19 protein-coding genes are annotated in these 19,470 nt (G+C 63.4%); 11 read left to right on the top strand and 8 right to left on the bottom strand.

Annotated features, from left to right (window positions below):
• The 5 genes from FVE66_RS15650 to FVE66_RS15630 are packed head-to-tail and all read left to right on the top strand — an operon-like array spanning nucleotide 1 to nucleotide 5,097.
• Entirely contained in the window at nucleotides 1-1,215 is a 1,215-nt protein-coding gene (locus FVE66_RS15650) for an O-antigen ligase family protein (RefSeq protein WP_161993303.1), read from the top strand.
• Complete coding sequence (gene msbA / locus FVE66_RS15645) at nucleotides 1,212-2,951, top strand: lipid A export permease/ATP-binding protein MsbA (protein ID WP_151448378.1); 1,740 nt, start codon at nucleotides 1,212-1,214, stop codon at nucleotides 2,949-2,951. Before FVE66_RS15650 ends, msbA begins: the two co-directional genes overlap by 4 nt.
• Nucleotides 2,948-3,535, top strand: a complete 588-nt coding sequence (locus FVE66_RS15640; RefSeq protein WP_151448377.1) for a peroxidase-related enzyme — start codon at nucleotides 2,948-2,950, stop codon at nucleotides 3,533-3,535. The genes msbA and FVE66_RS15640 overlap by 4 nt, the downstream gene beginning before the upstream one ends.
• Before the next feature lie 30 nt (nucleotides 3,536-3,565).
• Nucleotides 3,566-4,204 carry a methyltransferase domain-containing protein gene (locus FVE66_RS15635; protein ID WP_151448376.1) on the top strand — a complete coding sequence of 213 codons (639 nt, stop codon included), beginning with the start codon at nucleotides 3,566-3,568 and terminating at the stop codon, nucleotides 4,202-4,204.
• The gene (locus tag FVE66_RS15630; protein ID WP_151448375.1) at nucleotides 4,201-5,097 is read left to right on the top strand and encodes a glycosyltransferase family 2 protein; all 897 of its coding nucleotides are present in this window, start codon (nucleotides 4,201-4,203) and stop codon (nucleotides 5,095-5,097) included. The genes FVE66_RS15635 and FVE66_RS15630 overlap by 4 nt, the downstream gene beginning before the upstream one ends.
• 68 nt (nucleotides 5,098-5,165) lie before the next feature.
• Here the strand turns inward: FVE66_RS15630 and rng are convergent, their stop codons facing one another.
• The 8 genes from rng to FVE66_RS15590 form a co-directional block, all read right to left on the bottom strand.
• Nucleotides 5,166-6,629 carry a ribonuclease G gene (gene rng, locus FVE66_RS15625; RefSeq protein ID WP_151448374.1) on the bottom strand — a complete coding sequence of 488 codons (1,464 nt, stop codon included), beginning with the start codon at nucleotides 6,627-6,629 and terminating at the stop codon, nucleotides 5,166-5,168.
• Nucleotides 6,626-7,246 carry a Maf family protein gene (locus tag FVE66_RS15620; RefSeq protein ID WP_151448373.1) on the bottom strand — a complete coding sequence of 207 codons (621 nt, stop codon included), beginning with the start codon at nucleotides 7,244-7,246 and terminating at the stop codon, nucleotides 6,626-6,628. Before FVE66_RS15620 ends, rng begins: the two co-directional genes overlap by 4 nt.
• A gap of 11 nt (nucleotides 7,247-7,257) precedes the next feature.
• The gene (rlmH, locus tag FVE66_RS15615; protein WP_151448372.1) at nucleotides 7,258-7,734 is read right to left on the bottom strand and encodes a 23S rRNA (pseudouridine(1915)-N(3))-methyltransferase RlmH; all 477 of its coding nucleotides are present in this window, start codon (nucleotides 7,732-7,734) and stop codon (nucleotides 7,258-7,260) included.
• 27 nt (nucleotides 7,735-7,761) lie between these two features.
• Nucleotides 7,762-8,493, bottom strand: a complete 732-nt coding sequence (gene rsfS / locus FVE66_RS15610; RefSeq protein ID WP_151448371.1) for a ribosome silencing factor — start codon at nucleotides 8,491-8,493, stop codon at nucleotides 7,762-7,764.
• Nucleotides 8,493-9,149 (bottom strand): nicotinate-nucleotide adenylyltransferase, encoded by a 657-nt coding sequence (locus tag FVE66_RS15605; RefSeq protein WP_277753170.1) that lies wholly within the window; start codon nucleotides 9,147-9,149, stop codon nucleotides 8,493-8,495. Before FVE66_RS15605 ends, rsfS begins: the two co-directional genes overlap by 1 nt.
• Nucleotides 9,146-10,057 carry an oxygen-dependent coproporphyrinogen oxidase gene (gene hemF, locus FVE66_RS15600; protein WP_151448370.1) on the bottom strand — a complete coding sequence of 304 codons (912 nt, stop codon included), beginning with the start codon at nucleotides 10,055-10,057 and terminating at the stop codon, nucleotides 9,146-9,148. Before hemF ends, FVE66_RS15605 begins: the two co-directional genes overlap by 4 nt.
• 133 nt (nucleotides 10,058-10,190) lie before the next feature.
• Nucleotides 10,191-11,462 (bottom strand): phosphoribosylamine--glycine ligase, encoded by a 1,272-nt coding sequence (gene purD / locus FVE66_RS15595; protein ID WP_151448369.1) that lies wholly within the window; start codon nucleotides 11,460-11,462, stop codon nucleotides 10,191-10,193.
• A 75-nt stretch (nucleotides 11,463-11,537) separates the two neighbouring features.
• Nucleotides 11,538-12,266 (bottom strand): YebC/PmpR family DNA-binding transcriptional regulator, encoded by a 729-nt coding sequence (locus FVE66_RS15590; protein WP_151448368.1) that lies wholly within the window; start codon nucleotides 12,264-12,266, stop codon nucleotides 11,538-11,540.
• Nucleotides 12,267-12,422: 156 nt separating this feature from the next.
• On the opposite strand from FVE66_RS15590, the gene FVE66_RS15585 reads away from it, so the two are divergent.
• The 6 genes from FVE66_RS15585 to FVE66_RS15565 all read left to right on the top strand — a co-directional run bounded on the left by FVE66_RS15585 (nucleotide 12,423) and on the right by FVE66_RS15565 (nucleotide 19,461).
• Entirely contained in the window at nucleotides 12,423-14,006 is a 1,584-nt protein-coding gene (locus FVE66_RS15585) for a helicase HerA-like C-terminal domain-containing protein (protein WP_151448367.1), read from the top strand.
• Nucleotides 14,007-14,110: 104 nt separating this feature from the next.
• Entirely contained in the window at nucleotides 14,111-15,019 is a 909-nt protein-coding gene (locus FVE66_RS15580) for a DMT family transporter (RefSeq protein ID WP_151448366.1), read from the top strand.
• An 8-nt stretch (nucleotides 15,020-15,027) separates the two neighbouring features.
• Complete coding sequence (locus FVE66_RS15575) at nucleotides 15,028-15,816, top strand: SDR family oxidoreductase (protein ID WP_151448365.1); 789 nt, start codon at nucleotides 15,028-15,030, stop codon at nucleotides 15,814-15,816.
• A 114-nt stretch (nucleotides 15,817-15,930) separates the two neighbouring features.
• Entirely contained in the window at nucleotides 15,931-16,905 is a 975-nt protein-coding gene (locus tag FVE66_RS15570; protein ID WP_151448364.1) for a quinone oxidoreductase family protein, read from the top strand.
• A 90-nt stretch (nucleotides 16,906-16,995) separates the two neighbouring features.
• Nucleotides 16,996-17,172 (top strand): hypothetical protein, encoded by a 177-nt coding sequence (locus FVE66_RS20300; protein ID WP_166454482.1) that lies wholly within the window; start codon nucleotides 16,996-16,998, stop codon nucleotides 17,170-17,172.
• Between the two features lie 108 nt (nucleotides 17,173-17,280).
• A complete protein-coding gene (locus FVE66_RS15565) occupies nucleotides 17,281-19,461 on the top strand; it encodes a DUF1631 family protein (RefSeq protein WP_151448363.1) in 2,181 nt (726 codons plus the stop codon).
• Nucleotides 19,462-19,470 lie beyond the last annotated feature (9 nt).

Here is a 19,470-nt window from a genome sequence, read left to right as displayed (position 1 = left end):
ATGACGAACCACGCTGAGGAAAGCCTCAGGGCGTCGGTCGCCCGCCATGTCCTTGCGGTCTTGCCGCTGGCACTGTTCTTTCCGCAGCCGTTCGCCAGCGCCGGCATCCTGCTGTTCATCGCCGCCTTGCTGGCAAGCGGCGACCTGCGCGGCAAGTGGGTGACGATCCGCCAGCACCCGATGTTTGCTCCGGTCATGGGACTGCTCGCGATCTGCATCGGCGCCGGGCTGTTGCTCGACCGTCCGGACGGCGATTTCTGGTCCGGCTTTGCGCATTACCAGAACTACCTGTTCCTGCTGATGTTCATCAGCGTCGGTCCCGGTGCCTGGCAACAGCGCGCGATCCGGTTCTTTCATGCCGGCGCCACGATTGCGGCGACGCTGTTCTATCTCAACAGTGCCGGATTGTTGCCCAAGTCCTGGCTGTTCGCCAGTTATGTGAAATACAGCGGCAACAAGTCGATACTGCTGGGCATATTGCTGGCTGTCGCTGCCGGATGGATGTTGTACGACCTGGCGTCGAAGCCGCGGCGCCACTGGCTCGGCTACGTTCAGTTCGTTTATGTCGCCGGGGCGGCAGTGATGCTGGCCAGGACCCGCAGCGGCCTGCTGATTTTTTTCCTGCTTTGCCTGTACGTGTTGTTCAATACCGTCAGGTTTTCCTGGCGGCGCGCCGCCGCCGTGGTCGGCGCAGCCGTGCTGGCGTTGCTGGTTTTGCAAGCGGTTCCTGCGGTAAGCAAGCGCATTGCCGGTACCATTGAGGATGTTCGCAATTTCACTGCCGGAAAACGGGTCAGCGGCGATGGCGAGCGGCTTGAGATATTCCGCGCCACGGTCGAGGTAATCAGGGAAAAGCCCCTGACCGGACACGGGATCGGCACCTGGATCCACAATTACCCGACGAAGATAACCGGAACGAATGCGCCGATGCACAGCACCCCGCACAATGATTACCTGCTCTACCTGTCCGAGATCGGCCTGATCGGGCTGGCGGGATTGCTCTGGATCTGGGCCGTACAGTTTGTCGTGGCGGCCCGGCTGGGGGGCGAAATGGGCGCGAAGCTGGCCATGCTCGGCATTGCCCTGCTGGTCGGCGGCATGTTCAATGCCATCCTGCGCGACGCCGTATTCGGGCTCGCGTTCATGATCCTGCTGGCCATACCGCTGGCCGGCGCGGGCAGCCGCAGCCCGGCGCCGCCGGCAAGGACCGAATGAAACTACCTGAAAACTTCCGGCGCGCAGTGCGCATGCTGGCCCCGTACAAGGCGCGGCTGGTCGTGGCCTTCATCGGCATGATCGTCACCGCGGCGACCGAGCCGATGTTCCCGGCGGTGCTGCGGCTGATCCTCGACCGCGGCTTTGTCGCCAAGCCCACCATTGCGCTGTGGATGGTGCCGGTAGCCGTGATCGGCATCTTCGTGCTGCGCGGCATCTCGACCTTCACCACGGCCTACATGATGACCTGGGTCTCCAGCCGGCTGCTGAACGAGCTGCGTGGGCAGATATTCCAGCGCCTGCTTGCCGTGCCGTCCGGTTTTTATGTCCATCATTCCTTTGGCGGCGTGATCAACTCGATCATGTTCGAGACCCAGCAGATCGTGGACATGGTGCGCAATGTACTGACCTCGGCGATACGCGACCTGCTGACCGTGATCGTGTTGCTCGGCTTCCTGTTGTGGCTGAACTGGTGGCTCACTTTCATCGCGCTGATCCTGCTGCCGCTGACGGCGATCGTGGTGCGCCTGACCGGCAAGCGGGTGCGCCGGCTGACCAAGGGACTGCTGACGGTAAATGCCGAGCTGACCCAGGTGATCGAAGAGACCACGCGCGCGCAACAAGTCATCAAGATTTTCGGCGGCCAGGAATATGAACGGCGCCGCTTCAGCGAGCGCGCCGGTGAACTGATCCGCTACAGCATGCGCATGGCCAGCGCCCAGGCCATGACGGTGCCGATCACGCAGCTGATGGCGGCCTGCGCAGTGGCGCTGGTGATCGTCATCGCGCTGATGCAGTCGGCCAGCGGCGAGGCCACGGTCGGCGGCTTCGTGTCCTTCATCACCGCCATGCTGATGCTGCTGACGCCGCTCAAACGCCTGGCCGAAGTGAACGGCCCGCTGCAGCGGGGCCTGGCCGCGTCCGAAGCTGTGTATGCACTGATCGACGCCCCGGCCGAACGCACCGGCGGCCAGGTGCTGCCGGCGCGCGTGCGCGGCGAGATCGAGTTCGCTGGCGTCGGCTTCACCTATCCGGGCCAGGCGCGGCCAGCGCTGTCCGGCATCGACTTGCACATACAGCCGGGCGAGACGGTCGCCTTCGTCGGCATGTCCGGCGGCGGCAAGTCCACGCTGGTGGCACTGGTGCCCGAGTTCCTTGCCGTGACCGAGGGCGAGATCCGGCTCGACGGCCGGCCGATTGGCGCGTTGTCGCTGGCCAGCCTGCGCAGCCAGATCGCGATGGTCAGCCAGAATGTCGTCCTGTTCGACGATACGCTGGCGTCCAATATCGCCTATGGCGACGAGGCGCCGGATCCGGCGCGGGTGCTGGCCGCAGCCCAGGCGGCATACCTGCAGGATGTGATCGCCGGCCTGCCGGAGGGTTTGCAGACGCGCATTGGCGACAACGGCAGCCGCCTGTCCGGCGGGCAGCGCCAGCGCGTCGCCATTGCCCGCGCCATCTACAAGGACGCGCCGATCCTGATCCTTGACGAAGCGACGTCCGCGCTTGACACCGAATCCGAGCGGGCAGTGCAGGCAGCGCTGGAAGCGCTGATGCGCGGACGCACCACGCTGGTCATTGCCCATCGGCTCTCCACCATCGAGCGCGCCGACCGCATTGTGGTGCTGGTCGAAGGGCGTATCGTTGAAACCGGATCGCACGCCAGGCTGCTGGAGCAGAATGGCGTGTATGCCAGTCTCTATCGTCTTCAATTTACCGAGGAGCTTTCGTCATGAGCGCCATTGCCCCGATCTCGCGTTTTCCCATGCCCGAACTGGCCGATCTTCCCGAGGATATCCGCAGCATCATCCTGGCGGTGCAGGAGAAGGCCGGATTCGTGCCGAATGTATTCCTCACGCTGGCGCGCCGGCCGGCCGAGTTTCGCGCCTTCTTCGCGTATCACGATGCGCTGATGCTGAAGGAAACCTGCACCCTGACCAAGGCCGACCGCGAGATGATCGTCACCGCGACCAGCGCCCGCAACCAATGCCTGTACTGCGTCGTTGCCCATGGCGCATTGCTGCGGATCTACTCGAAGAACCCGTTGCTGGCGGACCAGGTTGCGGTCAATCACCACAAGGCCGACATCACGCCGCGCCAGCACGCGATGCTGGACTACGCGATCAAGGTCTGCCTCGATTCGCAGTCGATCAGCGACCAGGACCATGCCACCCTGCGCCAGCACGGTTTCGGGGATGAGGACATCTGGGACATCGCGGCCATCACCGCTTTCTTCGGCATGTCGAACCGGATCGCGAATGCATTCTCCATGCGGCCCAACGACGAGTTTTTCCTGATGGGCCGAGTTCCGCGCAAATGAAGCAGCCATCCCTGATACCGACAATCATCCATGCCTGAACAGCGCACACATCTCGACCTGGGCTGCGGCCTCAAACCCAAGAATCCCTACGGATACGAAACCTTGTTTGGCATCGACATCCGCGCCAGGGAAGCCGATCCTTCAGGCGCGACCGTGATCGGAGCCAACCTGGCGACCCAGCCGATTCCGTTCGCGGACGACAGCTTCGACTCGGTCTCGGCCTATGATTTCTTCGAGCACATTCCGCGCGTCGCCCTCGACTATGCCTCGAACACCTCGCGCTTTCCCTTCGTGGAACTGATGAGCGAGATCTGGCGGGTGCTGAAGCCGGACGGACTGCTGTATGCGATCACCCCTGCTTTTCCCTCCGAAAAGGCATTGCGCGATCCGACCCACGTCAACATCATCACACGCAAGACGCATCGCTACTTCACCCAGCCGGATGTGCTGGGCCGGATGTACGGCTTCAAAGGCCAGTTCCAGCTGGTGCGGCAGGCGTGGGTGCATCCGCGCGACGCTTACGAACCCATGAATCCCGGTATCGGCCGCAGGCTGCGCAACCTCACCGAGCGCCTGAGCGGCGAACAGTCGCACCTGATCTGGGAACTGAAAGCAGTGAAGGACACCCCGCGGCAAGCTGCCGCTGCCGCCGCCGTCGCGCATTCATGATCCCGACCCGTATCGCCGACCTGACTGTCGTCATCGTCACCTACAACAGCGCACACTGCATGCCGGCGCTGATGGAGGGACTGCGAACCGTGCCGAGCGTGATCCTGGTGGACAACGGCAGCGTTGACGACACGATCAGTGCGGCCCGGCAGGCGCGGGCGGATGTCACGGTGATCGCCAACGGACGCAATATCGGCTTCGGCGCGGCCAACAACAAGGCGCTCGCCATGGTCTCGACCCGCTACGCCTTGCTGATGAATCCGGACTGCCTGCCGACGGCGGCGTTCTTCGACGCCTTGCTGCCGGCCTCCGACCAGTTCCCGGATGCCGCCATCCTCGCGCCGCACCTGATACGCCGCAACGGCCTGCCGGAAGTCAGCTACCGGTGGCCGTCGACCAGATGGGATTCGCGCGGACCGCAGGCGGATGGCCCTTGCTGTGTCGGCTTTGTCTGTGGCGCAGCGATGCTGCTGAACATGGACTTGATGCGCGAGGTCGGGTTTTTCGACGAGACCTTCTTCCTCTACTATGAAGATGAAGACCTGTGCCAGCGGGTGTTCGACGCCGGCCGGCAGATCGTGCTGGTGCCGGGCGTTACGATCACCCATTTGTCGCGCGGATCGGTAAAAGGCCCGGCACCGCTGAAGTCGGAATTCATTCGCGGCTATCACCATGCGCAGTCGAAGCTGGTTTTCGAGCACAAGCATTTTGGCATTGCGCAGGCCAGCCGGCTGCGGTGGAAGACATTGTTGCTGGCGCTGCTGACCTTGCTGCCGCGCCTGCTGCTGCCGCAGCCGAGATACCTGGCGCGGCTGGTGGGGCGGATAGCGGGCTTGTGCCGTCCCTGGCCGCGCACGCGGGGGACAGCGGGCGAGGGATCCTTGATCCCTTGATCCCTTGATCCCTTGATCCTTTGACCTTTCAGGCCTGTGGTCCTTGGAGCCTGCGGGCCTGGCGCCGGCTACATCAGGATGATGTCGTACTGCTCCTGATGGAACAGTCCCTCGACTTGCAGCGATATCGGCTTGCCGACGAAGTCGCCCAGCATGGCCAGGTGCTGCGATTCTTCTTCCAGGAACAGGTCGATCACCAACTGTGACGCCAGGATGCGGAACTCTTTCGGATTGAACTGCTTCGCCTCGCGCAGCAGTTCGCGCAGGATTTCATAGCACACGGTACGCGCTGTCTTGACCTGACCCTTGCCGGCGCAGGCCGGGCAGGGCTCGCACAGGATATGCGCCAGCGATTCCCTCGTGCGCTTGCGGGTCATTTCAACCAGCCCCAGCGCAGAGAAACCCGACACCGACATCCGCGTGCGGTCGCGCGCAAGCGCCTTGTTCAGCTCGGCCAGCACTGCAGTGCGGTGCTCGGCATTTTCCATGTCGATGAAGTCGAGGATGATGATGCCGCCCAGGTTGCGCAGCCGCAGCTGGCGCGCGATCGCTTGCGCCGCCTCCAGGTTGGTCTTGAATATCGTGTCATCGAAATTGCGGCCGCTGACATAGCTGCCGGTGTTGACGTCGATGGTCGTCATCGCCTCGGTCTGGTCAATGATCAGGTAACCGCCCGATTTCAGGTCGACGCGCCGGCCCAGCGCGCGTTCGATTTCTTCTTCCACCGAGTACAGGTCGAACAGCGGCCGCTCGCCAGTGTAGTGCGTCAGCTTGGGCAATACCGACGGCGTGTAGGTGCTTGCAAATTCGTGCAGCTTGATGAAGTTCTCGCGCGAGTCGACCTGGATGCTCGATGTCTCGTCATGCACGAAGTCGCGCAGTACCCGCTGCGCCAGGCTCAGGTCCTGGTACAGCAGTGTCGGCGCGGGACGGCTCCTGGCTTGCTGGGTTATCGCGCCCCAGGTCTTGCGCAGGTATTCGATGTCCATCTGGAGGTCGAGTTCGGGCGCATCCTCGGCCATCGTGCGGACGATATAGCCGCCTTTTTCGTCGGGCGGCTGCAGGCGCTGCATGCGTTCGCGCAGCGCATCGCGGTCCGCTTCTTTTTCAATGCGTTGCGAAATGCCGATGTGCGGATCCTGGGGCAGATAGACCAGCATGCGCCCGGCAATCGAAATCTGCGTGGACAGCCGCGCGCCCTTGGTGCCGATCGGGTCCTTGATCACCTGCACCATCACGCTCTGGCCGTCGAACAGCAGCTTTTCGATCGGCTGGGCAGGGGTGTTGGAGCCGTCGCGCGGGCGCGCTTCCCAGATGTCGGCCACGTGCAGGAAGGCGGCGCGCTCCAGGCCAATGTCGATGAAGGCGGATTGCATGCCCGGCAGCACCCGCGCAACGCGTCCGAGATACACGTTGCCGGTGCGGCCACGCGAACTGGTGCGCTCAACATGCAGCTCCTGTACCGCGCCCTGCAATATCAGCGCGACCCGGGTTTCCTGCGGTGTGACATTGATCAGGATATCTTCGGTCATAGGTTGCCGATGCCTGCCTGTTGGAGTAGTTGTGTCGTTTCGTACAGCGGCAAACCCATGATGCCGGAGTAGCTGCCCTGGATTTCCGTAATGAATGCGGCGGCGTATCCCTGTATGCCGTAGCCGCCGGCCTTGTCGTAAGGCTCGGGCAGCGAACAGTAGTGAAGGATCTGTTGCTCGCTCAGGCGGGCGAAGCTCACGCTCGATACTTGCGTGGCCTGCCAGAATCCGTCTGCCGTCTTGATCGCCACGCTGGTCATCACCTGATGGGTGCGCCCCGACAGCGTGCTCAGCATGGCGATCGCTTCATCGGTATCGGCCGGCTTGCCGAGGATATTGCCATCGATGGTGACCGTGGTGTCGGCCGTCAGGATCGGGCGCATCCGCAAGCGGCGCCAGTACATCGCCTTTTCGGCGAACTCGGCTTTTTCGCGGGTAACCCGGGAAACATAATCGAACGCGGCTTCGCCAGCGATCACTTCTTCGCTGACCTCGGGTCCGCGGCCTGCGCTTTCGCGCAGCATCAGCAATTCGAATTCAATGCCGACCTGTCTTAGCAGTTCACGCCGGCGTGGGCTTTTAGATGCCAGGTAAATTTTCTGGTCGGCGGGTTTCATCCGTGATTGCTTCAGAGAGTCGGGCGGTGATAGGGATGGTTTTGGGTGATGGACCAGGCACGGTACAACTGTTCCGCGAGCAGCACGCGCACCATGCCATGCGGCAGGGTCAGGCTCGACACGCGCAGCAGCAGGTCCGCGCTCTTCTTGAATCCGGCATCCAGTCCGTCTGCGCCACCGATGACGAATGTAACATCGCCGCGTTCCTGCTGCCACATTTTGAGCTTGTCGGCGATTTGCAGCGTGGTGAGGTCAAGGCCGTGCTCGTCCAGCGCCACCACGCGCGAGCCTTTGGGCACCACGGCTTCTATGCGGCTGCGCTCCTGCGCCATTACGGTTTCGGCAGTCCTGCTGCCCGAGCGCTCTACCGGCTTGACCTCGCGTAACACGATCCGGCACTCGGCCGGCATGCGCTTGGCGTATTCCTGGAAGCCCGCTTCGATCCAGGCCGGCATCTTGTGGCCGACCGCGGCAATTACCAGTTGCATGAGGGCAGCGAGCGGGTAGTGTGCAGATCAGCGCTCGGCTGCGCGCTTGGCCGCTGCTTTTCCGGCAGAGGCGCTCTTGCTGATCGACACTTTGACGGTCCTGCCGACGGGTGGTTTCTTGGCAGCGGTCTTGCGCGGTGCGCTGGATTTGGCTGCAGTCTTGGCGGCCGTCTTCGTAGCTGTCTTTGCAGCCGTCTTTACAGCAGTCTTTGGCGCCGTCTTCCTGGCCGTCTTGATCGCCGTCGCGGTTTCAGCCCTGGCAGCGCCGCCTTCGGCCGTTGCGGGGGTCTTGCGCGCCGCAGTCTTGCGTGCTGCCGTTGGTGCAGCGGCTTCAGTGGTCTCGCCAACGGCACCCACGATGTGGCGGCGGCGTGGCTTGGCTTCTGCTTCAGCTGTAACGGCTTTGCTCGCGCGCTTGGCGGCGCCGAACTTTACCGGCTTGTCGCCCCAGATTTCCTCCAGGCGGTAATAGGCGCGAATGGCAGGTTGCATGATGTGGACGATCATGTCGCCCAAGTCCACCAGCACCCATTCACCAGTCCCTTCGCCCTCCATGCTCACCACCGTGCCGCCGGCCGCCTTTACCTTGTCGCGTACGGACGCGGCCAATGCCTTGGTCTGGCGGTTGGACGTACCGGAGGCGATCACCACCCGGTCGAACAATGCTGTCAGGTGGGAGGTGTCGAACACGGCGATTTCTTGTGCCTTGACATCTTCGAGGGCGTCGATGACGAGGGCTTGCAGTTTTTTGATGTCCATTAGCTTTGATATAGATGTTGTTGTTGAATATAGTCTAGCACCGTGGGGGGCAGTGCCTGCGCCGGACGTTCGCCGCGCGCCAGCGCGGCCCGCAATCCGGTAGACGACATGTCAAACGAAAGATTCGATGCAAACAGGGTCAGGCCATGCGCGCAGTCACGCATTTGTGCGGCGGACCCCAGCCGCCGCGAAAACTCTTTTGCCACTTCTGCCGGCAGCCGGGCCTGTTCCAGCGAATAGCCGGGCCGGGATGCGACGCAAAAATGCGCAAGGTCGAACAGCGAGCGCCACTCGCGCCAGGTATCGAATTTCTCCAGCTGGTCGGCGCCCATGATCCAGGCCAGCGATGCATCCGGGCCCAGTTCGGCACGCAGCGAGCGCAGGGTGTTGACCGTATAGCTGCCATCGCTGCGGCGTATTTCCTGCTCATCGATCACTACCGGCACCGGCTGGCGTTCGAAGGCCAGGCGCAGCATTGCCACGCGATCGGCTGCGGGCGCCACCAGCGCACCCTTCTGCCAGGGATCGCCGGCTGGCACCAGCCGCAATGCGTCAGGTGCCAGCAGCTTGATGAAATAGCCCGCTACTGCAACATGTCCATTGTGCACCGGATCGAAGCTGCCTCCCATCAGCAGCACGACTGGCGGCTTGTTCACGCCAGCCAATCCCGGTGCGGAAGGAAATCAGTATACAGGAGCGCCTCGGGCGTGCCCGGTTCCGGATGCCAGTCATAGCGCCATTTGACGACAGGCGGGAGCGACATCAGTATGGATTCGGTGCGTCCGCCGGACTGAAGGCCGAACAGGGTACCACGGTCGAACACCAGATTGAATTCGACGTAGCGCCCGCGCCGGTAGGCCTGGAAGTCGCGTTCGCGCTCGCCGTAGGGCATTTCCTTGCGTTTTTCCAGCAGCGGGCGGTAGGCCGGCAGGAAGTGATCCCCCACGCTCTTCGTCATCGCAAAGCTCTGTTCGAAGCCAAGGGCGTTGAAGTCGTCGAAGAAAATCCCGCCTACGCCACGCGCTTCCTGGCGGTGCTTCAGGTAGAAGTAGTCGTCGCACCACTGCTTGAAACGCGGATGCAGATCCGGCCCGAAGGGCGCCAGCGCATCGCGGCAGGTTTGATGGAAATGGCGGGCGTCTTCTTCAAAACCATAATAGGGCGTCAGGTCCATCCCGCCGCCGAACCACCAGACCGGTTCCTTTCCTTCTGCGCTCGCGACGAAAAAGCGAACGTTCATGTGGACCGTCGGCACATAGGGGTTGCGCGGGTGCAGCACCAGCGACACGCCCATCGCTTCCCAGTTGCGGCCGGCGATTTCCGGGCGGTTGGCTGCGGCCGAAGGCGGCAGGCTCTTGCCCATGACGTGGGAGAAGTTGACGCCGCCGCGCTCGAAGACCGCGCTTTCCTCGATCACGCGGCTGATTCCGCCGCCCCCTTCAGGCCGTTGCCAGGCATCGGTTGCGAATTGCCCGCCATCGACGGCTTCAAGTCCTTCGACGATACGCGTCTGCAAGTCGAGCAGGTAGTTCTTTACGGCGAGTGGAAATGGCGATGATGGCATCAGGGGACCAGGAATTCAGGGGGATTGCCGCGATTGTACCCAAGCTGTAACACAAGCTGTAATCCAAGCTGCCTGCGCGGACGCTGTATTGATCCCCGGACTTGATCCCCGGACTTCCCCGGGTACCGCCTTTTCAGAGTCGTTTCAGGGCGCGCCAGCCGATGTCGCGGCGGAACTGCGCTCCGTCGAAATGGATCTTGTCCACCGCCTCGTACGCGCTTTTCTGCGCCATGCGCACGCTGTCGCCCAGGCCAACCACGCACAGCACGCGTCCGCCCGACGTCACCAGTGCGCCGTCCTTGATGGTGGTGCCGGCATGGAAGGTCACGCAGTCCGCCGTCTCGGCCGGAATGCCGGTGATCACGTCATCCTTGCGCGGCGCATCCGGATAGCCGGCTGCTGCCATCACCACGCCCAGCGCGGTGCGGCGGTCCCATTCCAGTTCAACCGCATCCAGCGTGCCGTTGACGGCATGCTCCATCACGCCGACCAGGTCGGTCTTCAGGCGCGCCATGATCGGCTGCGTCTCCGGGTCGCCCATGCGGCAGTTGAATTCCAGCGTGCGCGGATTGCCCTGGCTGTCGATCATCAGGCCGGCGTACAGGTAGCCGGTGAACGGGATGCCGTCCTTGGCCATGCCCTGCACCGTTGGCACGATGATTTCGCGCATCACCCGCGCATGCATCGCCGGCGTCACGATCGGCGCTGGCGAATAGGCGCCCATGCCGCCCGTATTCGGGCCTTCGTCGTGGTCTTTCAGTCGCTTGTGGTCCTGGCTGGTGGCCAGCGGCAGGATGTTCTTGCCATCCACCATCACGATGAAACTGGCTTCCTCGCCGGCCAGGAATTCCTCGATCACCACGCGCGCGCCGGCGTCGCCCAGGCGGTTGTCGGACAGCATCATGTCGACTGCGGCATGCGCTTCTTCCAGCGTCATGGCCACGACCACGCCCTTGCCGGCAGCCAGGCCGTCGGCCTTGATCACGATCGGCGCGCCCTGTTGCTGCACGTAGTCGTGGGCTGCCGCGACCTCGGAGAAGGTCTGGTAGCGGGCGGTCGGGATGTTGTGCCGCTGCATGAAGGCCTTGGCAAAATCCTTCGAGCTCTCCAGTTGCGCAGCTTCCTTTGTTGGCCCGAAGATCTTCAGGCCCTGCTCGCGGAACACGTTGACGATGCCGGCGGCCAGCGGCCCCTCCGGACCGACCACGGTCAGGCCGATATGTTCTTTCCGTGCAAACTCCGCCAGTAACTTGGGATCGGTGATGGGTACGTTGCGCAGGCGCGAATCGAGTTGGGTGCCGCCGTTGCCCGGCGCCACATAGACCATCTGGATGCGCTCGGACTGTGCCAGCTTCCAGGCCAGCGCATGTTCACGGCCACCTGATCCTACGACAAGAATATTCATGGAGTGCTGATTATTGGTTAGTTCGGATCGTTGCATTTGTGGTGAACATGGTGCTTGTGGACCAGGCCCGGGGGCTTATTCTTCTTCGATGACCGCGTTGGTGTAGACCTCTTGCACGTCGTCCAGGTTTTCCAGGGCGTCGAGCAGCTTCTGCATCTTCAGGGCGTCGTCGCCGGTAAACACGGTTTCGGTCGCCGGCTTCATCGTGACTTCGGCCAGTTCCGGCTTGAACCCGGCCTTTTCCAGCTTTTCACGGATGTCGGTCAGGTCGTGCGGGCCGCAGATGACTTCCAGCCCGCCTTCGTCGTCCGTGATCACGTCTTCGGCGCCGGCTTCGAGCGCGGCTTCCATCAGCGTGTCTTCATCGGTGCCGGGGGCATAGAACAACTGCCCGCAGTGCTTGAACAGGAACGCCACCGAACCTTCGGTGCCCATGTTGCCGCCAAACTTGGAGAACGCGTGCCGCACTTCGGCCACGGTGCGCACCCGGTTGTCGGTCATGCAGTCGACGATGATGGCGGCACCGTTGATGCCGTAGCCTTCGTAGCGGATTTCTTCATAGTTGGCGCCGTCCAGTCCGCCGGTCCCGCGCTGGATCGCGCGAGTCACGTTGTCCTTGGGCATATTGGCGTCGGCTGCCTTGTCCACCGCCAGCCGCAGACGCGGATTGGCGCCGATGTCGGCGCCGCCCATCCGGGCTGCAACGGTGATTTCCTTGATCAGGCGGGTCCAGACCTTGCCGCGCTTGGCATCGGTGGCGGCCTTCTTATGCTTGATATTGGCCCATTTGCTGTGTCCAGCCATGACGAATTTCCCCGAACATGTGATACAAAACGGCGTATTGAACGAACGCCGAAAACCGTGCGCCGAATCGAAAAAAACCTGTAGTTTCACCGCAATTCGGAGGGCGATTCTAGCATACCGCCCCCTCCGGACCGACTCCGTCAAGGCCCGAAAAACATGACCCAACCCCTGCTGATCGCGAAGAACCCCGAACACGACCTGGCCCTGCTGCCGCAACTGGCCAACCGCCACGGCTGCATTACCGGCGCCACCGGCACTGGCAAGACTGTCACCCTGCAGGTGCTGGCACAGGCATTGTCCGATATCGGCGTGCCGGTGTTCATGGCCGATGTCAAAGGCGATCTGTCCGGCATCGCAAAGCCGGGAACAGCCACTCCCAAGCTGTCCGCCCGGATCAAGTCGCTGGGGCTGGCCGAGCCGGCGTGGGCCGGCTCCCCGGTGACCTTCTGGGACGTGTTCGGCGAACAGGGCCACCCTGTGCGCGCCACCATTTCCGACCTCGGTCCGCTGCTGCTGTCGCGCATGCTGAACCTGAACGAGACCCAGGGCGGCGTGCTCCAGCTGGCATTCAAGATCGCCGACGACCAGGGCCTGCTGTTGCTGGACCTGAAGGATTTGCGGGCCATGCTGCAGCACGTCGGCGAGAACGCGGCCACCTTCCAGACCGAATACGGCAACATCTCGGCCGCCAGCGTCGGCGCCATACAGCGCGGCTTGCTGGGCATGGAGGAGCAGGGCGGCGACGTGTTCTTCGGCGAACCGATGCTCAATATCGACGACCTGCTGCAAACCGACGCCCAGGGGCGCGGGTTGGTCAACATCCTGGCCGCCGACAAGCTGATGCAGTCACCGCGGCTGTATTCGACTTTCCTGCTGTGGATGCTGTCGGAGCTGTACGAGCGCCTGCCCGAGGTAGGCGACCTCGACAAGCCCAAGCTGGTGTTTTTCTTCGACGAGGCGCACCTGCTGTTTGCCGAAGCGCCGCGCACCTTGCTGCAAAAGATCGAGCAGGTGGTGCGCCTGATCCGCTCCAAGGGCGTGGGCGTATATTTCGTGACCCAGAATCCGCTCGACATTCCGGACACGGTGCTGGGCCAGTTGGGCAACCGGGTGCAGCATGCGCTGCGCGCCTATACGCCGCGCGACCAGAAAGCGGTGCAGGCGGCGGCCGAGACCTTCCGGCCTAATCCGAAGCTCGACACGGCGCAGGTGATCACGGAGCTGGGCGTGGGCGAGGCGCTGGTGTCCTTTCTTGACGAGAAGGGCAGGCCCACCATCGTCGAGCGCGCCTACATCGTGCCGCCGGCGTCGCGCATCGGGCCCCTGACTGCGGAGGAGCGCAAGGAGCTGATTGCGCAATCGGTGGTGGCCGGCGTGTATGAGCAGACGGTGGATCGCGAGTCCGCCTACGAAAAGCTGAAGGGCAGGGTGGTGAGGACGCAGCCGGCTGCGCCGGCCGGGAACCGGGAAGCGCCGGCTACGCGTCCGGAGGAGCAGTGGGGCAGGTCCGGTTCCGCCGGGCAGGAACAGCCGGTGCCACCGTCCGGCACCGCCCCGGAAGGCCCGAGCCTGGGCGACCGGATGCAGGATGTCCTGGGCGATCTGTTCGGTGGCCAGGGGTCGCGCCGCAAGGACACGATCGTGGAAGCCGTTGTGAAATCGGCAGCGCGATCGATCGGCTCGTCGGTCGGGCGGGAAATAGTTCGCGGGGTGCTGGGGTCGTTGTTGAGAAGGAAGTAGCGGGGAGTAGCGGGGAAGTAGCGCGGAGTGGCGTGGGGTAGCGGCGGTGCGGGTCGCCCGGCCTGCGACCAACCCCAATTCGCGCCATCCCGTACAATTGCGCGATGACAAGTACCGCATCGCCGCAAGCCCGTCGCGAATTCCTCATCGGCCTCGCCATCGCCATCATCGGCGCCGTCCTCTTTTCGGCCAAGGCGATCTTCGCCAAGTTGATCTACCGGTACGATGTTGACGCGGTGACCCTGATCGGTTTCCGGATGATCTTTTCCGTGCCCTTTTTCGCTGCTGTCGCATTCTGGAAGGCGCGCAGTTCGAAACCGCTGTCCGCCGGCGACCGCCTGCGCGTGATCTTCCTGGGGCTGATCGGCTATTACCTGTCGAGCTTCCTCGACTTCATCGGCCTGCAATACATATCTGCCGGGCTGGAGCGGCTGATCCTGTTCCTGACGCCGTCCTTCGTGCTGCTGCTATCGGTACTCTTCCTCAAGAAACGCATTGGCATGATCGAGTGGCTGGCGCTGATGACGTCTTACGCCGGAACCGTGCTGGTATTCCTGCACGACGTCCGGGCCGGCGGCTCGGATGTCGTGCTTGGCAGCGGCTTCGTCCTCGCCAGCGCGATCACCTATGCGGTGTACCTGATACTGTCAGGCGAACTGGTGCGCCGGGTCGGCGCGATGCGGCTGGTGGCGTATGCGATGTGCGTGTCGTGCGTTGCCTGCATAGTGCAATTCCTGTTGCTGCGGCCGCTGGACATGCTGGTGCAACCGGTGCCGGTGTATGTGCTGTCGATCATGAATTCGGTGCTGTGCACAGTGCTGCCGGTTTTCATTACCATGATCGCTGTGGAGCGGATCGGCGCGCCGACTGCATCGCAGGCCGGCATGGTTGGCCCGGTTTCGACCCTGTTCATGGGCGCAATGTTTCTGGATGAACCAATCACGGCCATCCAGCTGACCGGCACCTCGCTGGTGCTGGTCGGCATCTATCTACTGTCAAAAAAGAAAGCTTAGGAGCTGATATGGATCTCGGAATTCGTGGAAAAAAAGCGCTGGTATGCGGCGCAAGCAAGGGCCTGGGGCGCGCCTGTGCCGAGGCGCTGGCGATGGAAGGGGTGCATGTGACGATCGTTGCCCGCACCGCTGCCGACCTGGAAAAAACCGCGCAGGAAATTCGCGCCATGGCGGCCGCAACCGGCGCCACCGTGCAGGCAGTTGCCTGCGACATCACCACGCCGGAAGGCCGTGCGCAGGCATTGGCTGCCTGCCCCGATCCTGACATCCTGGTCAACAATGCCGGCGGTCCGCCGCCCGGCGACTTCCGCGATTGGGAGCGCAAGGACTGGATCGCCGCGCTCGACGCCAACATGCTGACCCCGATCGAACTGATCAAGGCCACTGTCGACGGCATGATTGCGCGCAAGTTCGGCCGCATCGTCAACATCACCTCCGGCGCCGTCAAGGCGCCGATCGCCAACCTGGGCCTGTCGAACGGCGCCCGCGCCGGCCTCACCGGTTTCGTCGCCGGCCTGTCGCGCCAGGTCGCAGCGAATAACGTCACGATCAACAACCTGCTGCCAGGCCCGTTCGAAACCGACCGCCTGAGGTCCAACCTCGCCAACGTGGCCAAGACCGGCGGCAAGACCGTCGAGGAAGTGGCTGCCGCACGCCGCAACGCCAATCCGGCCAGGCGCTTCGGCACCGTCGAGGAATTCGGCGCCACCTGCGCGTTCATGTGCAGCGCGCAGGCAGGTTACATGATCGGCCAGAATATCCTGCTCGACGGCGGCGCCTTTCCCGGCACCCTCTGATGCAGGCGGTCGGCAGGCGCGGGCAGCATGAACCTGCGCTTGGCCGTCTGCAGCGACGCTTCCTGAACAGCAACAAACACAACCAGCACAAAAACACATAGAAGCGAGACCACGATGACGAAAGCGATCCGCATTACCAGGAACGGCGGCCCCGAAGTGATGGAGTACGTCGATGTCGAACTCGGCCAGCCGGGACCGGGCGAAGCGCTGGTGCGCCACGCCGCCTGCGGCCTGAACTACATTGACGTCTATTTCCGCACCGGCCTGTACAAGCAGCCGCTGCCCGCAGGGCTGGGCATGGAAGGCGCCGGGACAGTCGAAGCAGTGGGCGAGGGCGTGACCCATGTGAAGCCGGGCGATCGCGTGGCCTATGCCGGCCGCCCGCCGGGAGCCTATGCAGAGGCGCGCACCATGCCGGCCGCGTTCCTGGTCAAGCTGCCGGATTCGATCAGTTTCGAGACCGCAGCCGCGATGATGCTGCAGGGATATACCGTCGAGTACCTGTTCAACCGCACCTTCCCGCTCAAGGGCGGCGAGACCATCCTGTTCCATGCTGCCGCGGGCGGCGTCGGACTGATCGCCTGCCAGTGGGCCAAGGCGATCGGCGTGACCGTGATCGGTACCGTCGGCTCGGACGAGAAGGCGGCAGTGGCAAAAGCGCATGGCTGCGCCCACGTGATCAACTACAAGACCGAGAATTTCGTCGAGCGCGTGAAGGAAATCACGGGTGGGCGTGGCGTGCCGGTGGTGTATGACTCGATCGGCGCCGACACCTTCACCGGTTCGCTCGACTGCCTGTCACCGCTGGGCATGATGGTCAGCTTCGGCAGTGCATCGGGCCCGGTGCCGGCGTTCACGCTCAACGAACTGGCCAACCGCGGTTCGCTGTACATCACCCGTCCCACGCTGTTTTCCCACATCACCAAGCGCGAAACGCTGGAATCGATGGCGGCCAACCTGTTTGCCATGGTGGAAAGCGGCAAGGTCAAGATCGAGATCAACCAGCGCTACGCGCTGAAGGACGTGGCGCAAGCACACATCGACCTGGAGTCGCGCAAGACCACCGGCTCGACGATACTGTTGCCATGACAGGCTGGTGAAAAACTGCCGCACGGGCCGATCCCGGCCCGCTCGCCAGGTTTTTCACCAGGCTGCGAATCACTACCTGACTGGACTGCCGTGAAAGACGAACCCGAAGCAAGCAATCCCATGAACCAGCGCGAAGACACGCGCGAAGGACTGCCAACCGGCTCTGACGGCTCGCCGCGCTTTGGCCGGCTGCTGATCGTGCTGGCAATTGCCGTGGCGATCATGGTTTTTGTCACTTGGGCATCGCAAGCCTGGCTGGCCCCATGACGTCCTGACAAGCTTTCGGCATGCTTGCAACGTGTTACAAATGGCGCGTTGCGGCGGCCGGGAAGCGGGTCGTAGAATTTGCCGAGAAGCATTTTCATCGGCCAATTCATGAGTCGTCCCATCACACAGGCAGCAGTGACGACAGCGGCCCCCGCAAGGCAGGCTGCGCTACTGCACAAGCTGGTTCATGTCGCCGTTGCGCTGACCGGCGCCAAGCTGGATGTGTTTCGCTATCAGCTGGGCGATGCCCTGCTCAAGCTATCCGAGACCAGCAAGCGCCCGGCCGAAGAGCAGGCCAGCTTCCACGCCTACAACCATCTGCGCAATCACGGCGAAGCCTTCTGTGAAGCGCTGTCAGTTGCCATCGAGTCACTGACCACCGCAGCCCTGCGCGAACTGGAAAAAGGCCGGCCCGTAGTCCCCGGCCTGCCAGCGGCGGACAAGGGCATGGCGGACAGTTTCGAGGCGATGGAAGATCGGGTGCTGCTCGACGAGTTGGCACTATCCATCGAACAACAGCTGGCGCAACCGCTCGAAGCGCTCAACCTGCGCATTGCCGAGGTTCTCAACCGCGATCGCGTCGATACCGAATTCAACCCATGGCGCCCGCAACTGTTCGTGCTGGCGCTGTGCCAGGCATGGCGCAGCATCGACAGCGAGCGCGCTTCGCTACGTGTGGTGTTGAGCCGGCTTGGGCCACAACTGTTCCTGAACCTGAACGCGGTTTATGGCGCGCTGAATGTGGCGCTGGCCGAGCACGGCATCCTGCCCGATGTGAAGGCAATCGTGCGTGCGCGCCGGGTGGGAAAAGGGGCGATGCCCTTTGCCGCCACCACATCGCCGATCCTGCAGGCCCGTGGCCGGCGCTATAACCGCGTGCGCGACTGGCTGCTGTCGGCTGGCAAGCCGAAAAGCGCCGACCCGGCCGCCGACCAGTCCGATGACCTTAACCTGCCCGACCTGTTCGGCACCCAGGACGCCGGCGGCAACTGGCAGGCCAACACCATCAGCGTCGCGGTCGGGCCACGGCTGTTCGGTCACCTGACACGCCTGCAGACGGAGCTTGAGCGCAGCGGGGGCGAACGGGCAGTGCCGGCATCGGCCAGCGTGCTGCGCCACATCGGGTCGGGAATGCCGGAAGGCTTGCTGACGACTGTCGACGAGAACACGATCGAGTTGCTGGCGCGGATATTCGACCACCTGCTGGCGTCGGATGAAATTGCGGCGGCGGTCAAGGCGTTGCTGGCGCGGCTGCAGATACCGATGCTGAAGGCAGCGCTGATGGATCGCAAGTTTTTCATCAACGCCGCTCACCCCGGCCGCAGGCTGATCGACCAGTTGCTTGCCTGCAGCGTCGGATGGGATCAGGCGCGTGGCGAGGACGACCCCTTGTTCCGGATGATGTCGCAGATAGTCGACCGGGTGACTGCCGAATTCGACCAGAAGACAGCGCTGTTCGTTGAACTTGGCGCCCAGATCGATGCGTTCCTGGCCGAAGAGGAACGCGTGGCCGAGGCGGGGCTTGCCGACGCGATGGCAGGCGCCCTGCGGGCAGAGCGGCGGCACCAGGCGCATGTGGCGGCGCAGGCCGACCTGAACGAGCGCCTGGATACCGGTGCCGTGCCGCAATTCATGGAAGCATTCCTGGAAACCCAGTGGTTGCGGATACTGACGCTGGCCCACGGCGTGCGCGAGAAAAAGCCCGATGTGCTGGAGCGCGCGCTGAACGCGATGGACGAGCTGATCTGGAGCATGCAGCCCAAAGCGGATGCGGCCGAGCGCCGGGAATTGCTGAGCCGCTTGCCGTCGATACTGGCCAACGTCAATGCCTGGCTGAACGCAATCAAATGGCATGAACCGGAACGGGCCAGCTTCTTTACCGCGCTGGCCGAGCGGCATGCCGCGCTGGTGCGGCTGCAAAGCGACAGCAGCAACAGCCGGGTCGAAGCCGCGGTGGCAATGGCGCGACGGGCAGCCGCGCGCAGCATGGCGCGCGAGCGGCGCATGCCTGCCGCCGCCGAATCTGCGCCGGCGCGCTCGCCTGCAGCGGAGTTGTGCCATGGCGACTGGCTGGAACTACAGAACAAGAGCGGCGTCAGGCAATGCCTGAAACTGGCGTGGATCAGCCCCGAACGCAGCCAGTTCATTTTTGCCGACCGCCGGGCCAGCACAACCATGCTGTACTCGGAATCGGAACTGGACCATGCGCTGCGGGAAGGCAGGGCGCGCACCATCGCCCTGGATCGCGCGGTGGACAGGGCGCTGGATGCGGCTTTGGGGGCGAGCTAGCGCGGTAAC

Source organism: Lacisediminimonas profundi (genome assembly GCF_008831265.1).
Classification (GTDB): domain Bacteria; phylum Pseudomonadota; class Gammaproteobacteria; order Burkholderiales; family Burkholderiaceae_D; genus Lacisediminimonas; species Lacisediminimonas profundi.
The sequence above is the reverse complement of the archived record's forward strand: the minus strand, read 5'-3'. Positions and strand labels throughout refer to the sequence as shown.

Bases quoted from the DNA above. Each gene is read 5' to 3' on its own strand.
- FVE66_RS15575 (WP_151448365.1), top strand. From the start codon at position 15,028: ATGGATCTCGGAATTCGTGGAAAAAAAGCGCTGGTATGCGGCGCAAGC.
- FVE66_RS15585 (WP_151448367.1), top strand. From the start codon at position 12,423: ATGACCCAACCCCTGCTGATCGCGAAGAACCCCGAACACGACCTGGCC.
- msbA (WP_151448378.1), top strand. From the start codon at position 1,212: ATGAAACTACCTGAAAACTTCCGGCGCGCAGTGCGCATGCTGGCCCCG.
- FVE66_RS15580 (WP_151448366.1), top strand. From the start codon at position 14,111: ATGACAAGTACCGCATCGCCGCAAGCCCGTCGCGAATTCCTCATCGGC.
- purD (WP_151448369.1), bottom strand. From the start codon at position 11,462: ATGAATATTCTTGTCGTAGGATCAGGTGGCCGTGAACATGCGCTGGCC.
- FVE66_RS15640 (WP_151448377.1), top strand. From the start codon at position 2,948: ATGAGCGCCATTGCCCCGATCTCGCGTTTTCCCATGCCCGAACTGGCC.
- FVE66_RS15620 (WP_151448373.1), bottom strand. From the start codon at position 7,246: ATGAAACCCGCCGACCAGAAAATTTACCTGGCATCTAAAAGCCCACGC.
- FVE66_RS15635 (WP_151448376.1), top strand. From the start codon at position 3,566: ATGCCTGAACAGCGCACACATCTCGACCTGGGCTGCGGCCTCAAACCC.
- rng (WP_151448374.1), bottom strand. From the start codon at position 6,629: ATGACCGAAGATATCCTGATCAATGTCACACCGCAGGAAACCCGGGTC.
- FVE66_RS15630 (WP_151448375.1), top strand. From the start codon at position 4,201: ATGATCCCGACCCGTATCGCCGACCTGACTGTCGTCATCGTCACCTAC.
- FVE66_RS15565 (WP_151448363.1), top strand. From the start codon at position 17,281: ATGAGTCGTCCCATCACACAGGCAGCAGTGACGACAGCGGCCCCCGCA.
- rsfS (WP_151448371.1), bottom strand. From the start codon at position 8,493: ATGGACATCAAAAAACTGCAAGCCCTCGTCATCGACGCCCTCGAAGAT.
- FVE66_RS15590 (WP_151448368.1), bottom strand. From the start codon at position 12,266: ATGGCTGGACACAGCAAATGGGCCAATATCAAGCATAAGAAGGCCGCC.
- rlmH (WP_151448372.1), bottom strand. From the start codon at position 7,734: ATGCAACTGGTAATTGCCGCGGTCGGCCACAAGATGCCGGCCTGGATC.
- FVE66_RS15650 (WP_161993303.1), top strand. From the start codon at position 1: ATGACGAACCACGCTGAGGAAAGCCTCAGGGCGTCGGTCGCCCGCCAT.
- FVE66_RS15570 (WP_151448364.1), top strand. From the start codon at position 15,931: ATGACGAAAGCGATCCGCATTACCAGGAACGGCGGCCCCGAAGTGATG.
- hemF (WP_151448370.1), bottom strand. From the start codon at position 10,057: ATGCCATCATCGCCATTTCCACTCGCCGTAAAGAACTACCTGCTCGAC.